The sequence below is a fragment of the Gemmatimonas sp. genome (assembly GCF_021298855.1).
GTDB lineage: Bacteria > Gemmatimonadota > Gemmatimonadetes > Gemmatimonadales > Gemmatimonadaceae > Gemmatimonas.
Genome location: NZ_JAJTHI010000085.1, coordinates 1 through 4,691, shown reverse-complemented (window position 1 = coordinate 4,691; position 4,691 = coordinate 1). Strand labels below are relative to the sequence as shown.

The following is a 4,691-nucleotide window of genomic DNA, read 5'->3' as shown; positions in this document are numbered from 1 at the left end:
GCACGAGGAAGACGCCAACGACGAGAACCATCCGCGTTCGCTCGAGAACCTCCATCGCCTGCAGCGCGCCAGCGACGCGAAAGGCCGGAAGCTCGACGTGATCCCCCTGCCCTTCCCGCGCGTCGTGATCATGGACGGCATGCGCCTTCCTGCCAGCTACGCGAATTTCTACATGGCCAACGGCGTGTGCCTCGTGCCCACGTTCAACGACCGGAACGATCGCGTGGCGCTCAACCTGCTCGCCGATCTCATGCCAAGGCACGAGATCGTGGGCATTCATGCCGTGGATCTGGTGTGGGGGTTGGGCACACTGCATTGCCTGTCACAGCAGCAGCCCGCAGCACGGAGCGGATCGTGAACAGTGACGACATGCGCGAACCGGAGAACACCGGGGCCCCGCAACCCAAGGAGCCGGAGTTGCCGCGGTGGGCGCAACAGGCGCCCGCCGGCGACGACTTCAGCGAGGAGCGCATGGCCGCGTACTTCGGTCCCAAGTGGGAGACGTCGTACCGCCGCAAGCTCGCACCGTTTCTGGCCGACCCCAGCTTCGTGCCCACCTGGAACTGGCCGGCGGCCATTGCCTTCCCGCCCGCGTGGTTCCTGTACCGCAAGCTGTACGTGCCCTTCACGCTCTTCTTCCTGGTGCCGGGATTCGTCTTCCGATGGCTCACCGGGTCGGACACGCCGCAGACGGTGGTGGAGCTGTCGAAGCCGGAAAACGAGTGGCTGCAGGTGATGAGCGTGGCGGTGTTCGTGTCGTCGAGTCTCGCCGCCGGGGGGACCGCCAACTGGTTTCTCTTCCGGCGAGCGCGCGCCGCCAGCCGACTGGTGTCCATGCAGGGAGTCTCCAGCAGCGAAGAGCTTGACCTGCTGCGGCGCATGGGCGGCGTGAACCGCACGGCCACCTCGCTCTTCGTGGTTCTCATGCTCGTGGTCACCCTCATGCAGTTCGGGGGATGAGGGCCCGCGGCCCCGGGGTGATCGGGCGCCCGCGTGGTGCGCGGGGCGGGCGGGGCGGGCAGGTCGGTCTCAGGGGTGAGGTGACGCCCCCTGAGGGTACGTTGTTGTCCCACGATGACTGACGCCGAGTTGGTCGTCCGCACCCGGGCCGGTGATCCGGAGGCGTTCGGATCGCTGGTCGCACGGTATTACGACGCGTGCTGGCGGTTCGCGTACCACATGCTGGGAGAGCGCGCCGATGCCGAGGACGTGGTACAGGACAGCTTTCTGCGCGCGTATCTGGCCATTGGCCGCTACGACGAACGCGATCAGTTCCGTGGCTGGCTCTTTCGCATCCTGACCAACCAGTGCCGCAACTACCTCACGTCGCGCGGACGGCGCACCAGGCGGTTCGTGCAGGACGACGTCGCCATCGAATCGGCAGCGGCGCCCCCGCCGGGGCTGGCGCCCGGCGTGGAAGACGACGTGCTCATCCGCGCGCTGGCGCAGCTCGATCCGCTGCAGCGGGAGGCGTTGCTGCTCAAGTACGCCGAGGGGCTCGAGTACTCCGAAATGTCGGCCATGACGGGGGCCGGCGAATCGGCGCTCAAGATGCGCGTCAAGCGCGGCAGCGAGCGGCTGCGGGCCCTCCTGTCGGCCTCGCCGGAGCAATCGCCATGATGCGGCGTATTATTGCGATCATGCATGCGTTTCCGGGCTGCCCCGCCGCCATGACGCCATCCCCAACGGTCCCCGCACTGGGGCACGGGGGGCGTCGTGGCTGCTGACGACCAACACGGTCCGGGCTCCGAGGGGCTGCACGACCTGACCGATCTGCACGACCCGTACGCCGACGAGATCACCGCCCGGCTCCGCCGGTCGTACGAGGCGCAGCCCCTGCATGCCGGGGAGCATCTGGCGCAGGTCACGCGGGCCGTGCTGGCCGCCGCGCCCGATGCCCCGGCCCCGAGCGCCGCGCCGTCCGCCGGGGCACCTTCGCGGACCCTCTTCCCTCGCTGGTGGTGGGGAGCGGCGGCGGCGGCGGTGCTCATGGTGGTAGTGGCGCGACCGTGGCGCCCCGACGTGCATCAGCGCGAGGCCGATAGCGCCCTGGCGGTGGGAGCCGCGCGTTCCCTCCCCTCACCGGCAGCGCCTGCCGCGCGCGAGGGTACCGTGCGCTTCACCTTCTCGGTGGCCAATACGGCGCGGGCGGTGGCGCTGGTAGGCGATTTCAACGGCTGGGACACCGCCGCCACGCCCATGGTACGGCAGGGACCCGACGGGACCTGGACGGCCCAGGTGCCGCTCGAACCCGGTCGTCACGAGTACGCCTTCGTGGTGGACGGCGAGCGGTGGCTGGTCGATCCGCTGGCGCCGCAGGTGGAGGATGCCGGGTTCGGTCCCACCAACGCGGTGGTGGTAAACGGGCGGGGCGGCAAATGACGCTGTCCACGGTGTGGGTGCTCGCCGCCCAGCTGGCCAGCGCCACCATGCCGGCGGGGCCCACAGACACCATTCTCGTGGGCCAGGCGCGCGCGCCCGCCTCGCAAACGGCGGTGGCACGGCGCGAACCGCAGGCCTTCGACGCCAGCCGCTTCGATTCGCTCACCGCGACTGCGCTGCGGGCGCTGTTCGACGATGCGGCAGCGGCCGGATTGCCGGTGCGGCCGCTGGTGAACCGTGCGCTGGAAGGGGCGGCGCGACGTACCACGAGCGAGCGCATCCTGCGGGTGGTCCGCGAGCATGCGCTGGCGCTGCGGGACGCGAAGCAGGCGCTGGGCGAGCGCAGCACCGACGATGAGCTCGAGGCCGGCGCCATTGCCCTGCGCGCCGGGCTCGACCGTCGCGCCCTCGAGCTGGTGCGGGGCAGTCGCCCCAAGGCGCCGGTGGTGGTGCCGCTGGTGGTGCTCACCGACCTCGTGCGCCGCGGGGTACCGGCTGCCACCGCCCAGGAGGCGGTCGCGGCCCTTGGCCGCGCGCCACGCGCCGACGACGCCTTGCTGGGGCTGCAGGCCACGGTGGCCAAGAATGCGCAGCGCGGCCCCGGGATGGCTGTCGACGCCCTGCATCGTTACGTTAAAGCCGTGATAGTGACGTCGCCCGATGCGGCAACGTCCACGTCTTCCGACCGCAAACCGGTCCGCCCGCCCGCACCGTGACGCTTCGCTGCCGTTCCATTCGCGCGTCGCGCCGCCGCTCCTTCCCGAGCCGCGGATGGGCTATGTCATGCGCGTTGCTGGCCGTGGGCAGCCCTGCCGAACGGCTGCTGGCGCAGGTGCGGGGCGATGCCCCCATGGTGCCCGCCGCCACCATCGGTCCGGTCACCGATGCCCCCACCTTTTCGGTGCTCGGTCTGGCGTCGCTCCCCGATGGCAGCGGCAATGCGCTATCGCAGCGGAATGATGTCTGGCTGGGCGCCACGCAATCGGTGGGCCGACTGGGCCCCGTGCGCTTCGCGGCGCTCGCCAGCGGCAACGTGCGCGTGGAGGACGGCTTCTCGAATGGCCCCAACGCGCAGGGGCTGCTCTCGCTGCGCGCGCGCGCCCGGGTGGGCGAGAACCGGCTGTGGAGTGCGGTGAGCTACGGCCGCTCGGCCTTCAACGGCAATCCCTCGGCGGGGCTCTACAACGAGGCGCTCATGCCATCCCCGCGCGCCGACGGCGACGTGGGCATGATGACCGCCATGTCGGGGGCCATGGCCAACGACACCACCGTCACCCGGCGCGTGGATGCCGGCCAGCTGGCGCGGCTCGAGGCGGGCGTGGTCACCACGTACGCGGGAGTGGAGTTCGCCGTCGGCATGTCGTTCGAACGTGCCACGCGAGTCACCACGCAAACCATGACGCTCGATGTGCCGCGGGTGTCCATGAGCGTACCCTCCAGCGCGGGCGAGGTGATCAACACGGCCTCCCTGCGCACCATGCAGCGGCGCGATGTGGCCACCGGCATTGCGTCGGTGGGTTTCAACACCGGCCAGACGCAGTGGCTCATGTCGGTCACCGCCCCCGTGGCCAGCTGGGTGAACAACGATGCGCTCGCGCCACGCGCGCAGTCGGTGCCCACCGTGGCCTCGCTGGCCGTGGTGCAGCCCATCACCGGCTGGCTGTCCCTGGTGGGCGCCGCCGCCACCAACCCGGCCACGCTGGGGGGGGCGATGCTGCGCGACGAGCTGCGCGATCGCCACCGTTCGCGTCTCTCCCCCGTGGTGGCGCTGGGGGTGCGGCTGTCGCGTCTCCCCTGGCGTGACAACGACGGCACGCCCACCGGCATTCTCGCCTTTGAAACGCGCACGCTGGGTGTGGTGGACAGTGCGTCGCTCGAACGGGTGGACCATGGCCCCGACGACAACGCCATGGCCACGCGCGACACGCTGCGCGTGGTGCTGCTGGTGGACGCGCCACGCGCGGAAAGCGTGGAGCTCATGGGCGACGCCACGCAGTGGACCGTCACGCGTATGCAGCGGCTCACCAGCGGCCGCTGGCGCGCGGAGCTCAAGCTGCCACCGGGGGCCCACCGAGTGGCCATGCGCGCCGACGGCGGCGCCTGGATCGCGCCGCCGGGACTGCCGATCGGCAACGACGAGTTCGGGAGTCCGGTGGGGCTGCTGATCGTGCGGCGGTGAGGGGGAGGCGAGGCGGCGGGGGCGTGTGTGCGCCGAAAAGCAAACAGCAGACGGCAGACAGCAGGAAGAGCAGCGGGCAGTATGGCAGGGATGAGGTCGAACAAGGCGGGCGCCACTGCTTCGCAGGGCG

Annotated in this window: 6 protein-coding genes; all 6 read left to right on the top strand. The window is 70.8% G+C overall.

Annotated features, from left to right (window positions below):
• The coding region (locus LW840_RS17290) for an agmatine deiminase family protein (protein ID WP_291277466.1) at positions 1-358 on the top strand (358 nt) is incomplete at its 5' end.
• Positions 355-960 (top strand): hypothetical protein, encoded by a 606-nt coding sequence (locus LW840_RS17285; RefSeq protein ID WP_291260323.1) that lies wholly within the window; start codon positions 355-357, stop codon positions 958-960. The genes LW840_RS17290 and LW840_RS17285, both read left to right, overlap by 4 nt.
• 114 nt (positions 961-1,074) lie before the next feature.
• A complete protein-coding gene (locus tag LW840_RS17280) occupies positions 1,075-1,620 on the top strand; it encodes an RNA polymerase sigma factor (RefSeq protein WP_291260322.1) in 546 nt (181 codons plus the stop codon).
• 96 nt (positions 1,621-1,716) lie between these two features.
• A complete protein-coding gene (locus LW840_RS17275) occupies positions 1,717-2,382 on the top strand; it encodes an isoamylase early set domain-containing protein (protein WP_291277465.1) in 666 nt (221 codons plus the stop codon).
• The gene (locus LW840_RS17270) at positions 2,379-3,098 is read left to right on the top strand and encodes a hypothetical protein (RefSeq protein WP_291269237.1); all 720 of its coding nucleotides are present in this window, start codon (positions 2,379-2,381) and stop codon (positions 3,096-3,098) included. The genes LW840_RS17275 and LW840_RS17270 overlap by 4 nt, the downstream gene beginning before the upstream one ends.
• 62 nt (positions 3,099-3,160) lie before the next feature.
• Positions 3,161-4,561: a glycogen-binding domain-containing protein gene (locus tag LW840_RS17265; RefSeq protein ID WP_291267103.1), complete on the top strand. Its 1,401-nt coding sequence runs from the start codon at positions 3,161-3,163 to the stop codon at positions 4,559-4,561.
• Positions 4,562-4,691 lie beyond the last annotated feature (130 nt).

What these genes read in the sequence shown, in the direction of transcription:
- LW840_RS17265 (WP_291267103.1), top strand. Translation starts at nt 3,161, where the DNA reads ATGTCATGCGCGTTGCTGGCCGTGGGCAGCCCTGCCGAACGGCTGCTG.
- LW840_RS17270 (WP_291269237.1), top strand. Translation starts at nt 2,379, where the DNA reads ATGACGCTGTCCACGGTGTGGGTGCTCGCCGCCCAGCTGGCCAGCGCC.
- LW840_RS17280 (WP_291260322.1), top strand. Translation starts at nt 1,075, where the DNA reads ATGACTGACGCCGAGTTGGTCGTCCGCACCCGGGCCGGTGATCCGGAG.